The sequence below is a fragment of the Colwellia sp. BRX10-9 genome (genome assembly GCF_014077405.1).
Classification (GTDB): domain Bacteria; phylum Pseudomonadota; class Gammaproteobacteria; order Enterobacterales; family Alteromonadaceae; genus Colwellia_A.
Genome location: NZ_JACGVV010000077.1, coordinates 1 through 1,928, shown reverse-complemented (window position 1 = coordinate 1,928; position 1,928 = coordinate 1). Strand labels below are relative to the sequence as shown.

1 protein-coding gene is annotated in these 1,928 nt (G+C 43.2%); it reads right to left on the bottom strand.

Annotation, left to right across the window (positions count from 1 at the left end; genetic code table 11):
- A partial coding sequence (locus H4J69_RS19500) for a tandem-95 repeat protein (protein WP_182252054.1) occupies positions 1–1,928 on the bottom strand: 1,928 nt, incomplete at both ends.

Sequence of the window (1,928 nt, the reverse complement as noted above, 5' to 3'; positions counted from 1 at the left end):
ACAGCACCATTAAAGTTGTCATTCGGTGTAAAAGTGTAGCTACCGTCTGCATTTAAAGTGAGTTCACCTTCCGCAAGAGTAACCGTGTCACCTGCATTGTACGTATTCCCATCAACAGTAAAACTCGTTACGGTCATTGGAGCATCTGCTGTTTCAGCATTATCTAACACATTGCCTGTGGCGGTTGTATTTTCTGCGACAGAAACGGTTTCATTATCATCACTTAAATCTGACACTGGAGTTACTGAAATTGTTAAGGTAGAGCTCTGTGTATCACCCGCACCATCAGTAACGGTATAAGTAATAACAGGCACAGCACCGTTGAAATTGTCATTGGGTGTAAAAGTGTAGCTACCGTCTGCATTTAAAGTGAGTTCACCTTCCGCAAGAGTAACCGTATCACCTGCATTGTACGTATTCCCACCAACACTAAAGCTGGTGACGGTCATTGGACCGTCTGCCGTTTCAGCATTGTCTAAAACATTGCCTGTTGCTGTTGTATCTTCTGCAACAGTGACAGTTTCATTATCGTCGCTCAGATCAGACACTGGAGTTACTGAAATTGTTAAGGTAGAGCTCTGTGTATCACCAGCACCATCGGTAACTGTATAAGTAATAACGGGTACGCTACCATTGAAGTTATCATTCGGTGTAAAAGTGTAGCTACCGTCTGCATTTAAGGTGAGCTCACCTTCCGTAAGAGTAACCGTGTCACCTGCATTGTACGTATTCCCACCAACTGTAAAGCTGGTGACGGTCATTGGACCATCGGCAGTTTCTGCATTGTCTAAAACATTGCCCGTGGCAGTTGTGTCTTCTGCAACAGAAACAGTTTCACTATCATCACTTAGATCTGAAACCGGTGTCACTGAAATAGTTAGGGTAGAACTCTGAGTGTCACCAGCACCATCGGTAACGGTGTAGCTGATCACTGGCACGGCACCGTTGAAATTGTCATTAGGTGTGAAGGTATAACTACCATCGGTATTTAAAGTTAACTCACCTTCCGTAAGAGTAACCGTGTCACCTGTATTGTACGTATTCCCACCAACAGTAAAACTGGTGACAGTTAATGGACCGTCTGCAGTTGCTGCGTTATCGAGGACATTACCTGTTGCTGTTGTATCTTCTGCTATTGTGACAGTTTCACTATCATCACTTAGATCTGAAACCGGTGTCACTGAAATAGTTAGGGTAGAACTCTGAGTATCACCAGCACCATCAGTAACGGTGTAGCTGATCACTGGCACAGCACCATTGAAATTGTCATTGGGTGTGAAGGTATAGCTACCATCGGTATTTAAAGTTAACTCACCTTCAGTGAGAGTAACGGTATCACCTGCACTATATGTATTACCACCGACAGTAAAGCTAGTGACGGTCATTGGACCATCTGCTGTTTCAGCATTATATAACACATTGCCTGTGGCGGTTGTATCTTCTGCGACAGAAACGGTTTCATTATCATCACTTAAATCTGAAACTGGAGTTACTGAAATTGTTAGCGTAGAACTTTCGGTATCACCAGCACCATCTGTAACGGTATAAGTAATAACGGGTACAGCACCGTTGAAATCATCATTCGGTGTAAAAGTGTAACTACCATCAGTATTTAAAGTTAACTCACCTTCCGTAAGGGTAACCGTATCACCTGCATTGTACGTATTCCCACCAACCGTAAAGCTTGTAACAGTTAAAGGACCGTCTGCAGTTGCTGCGTTATCGAGGACATTACCTGTTGCGGTTGTATCTTCTGCTATTGTGACAGTTTCACTATCATCGCTCAGATCAGACACTGGAGTTACTGAAATAGTTAGGGTCGAACTCTGAGTGTCACCAGCACCATCGGTAACTGTATATGTAATAACAGGAACAGCACCGTTGAAATTATCATTAGGTGTGAAGGTATAACTACCATCGGTATTTAA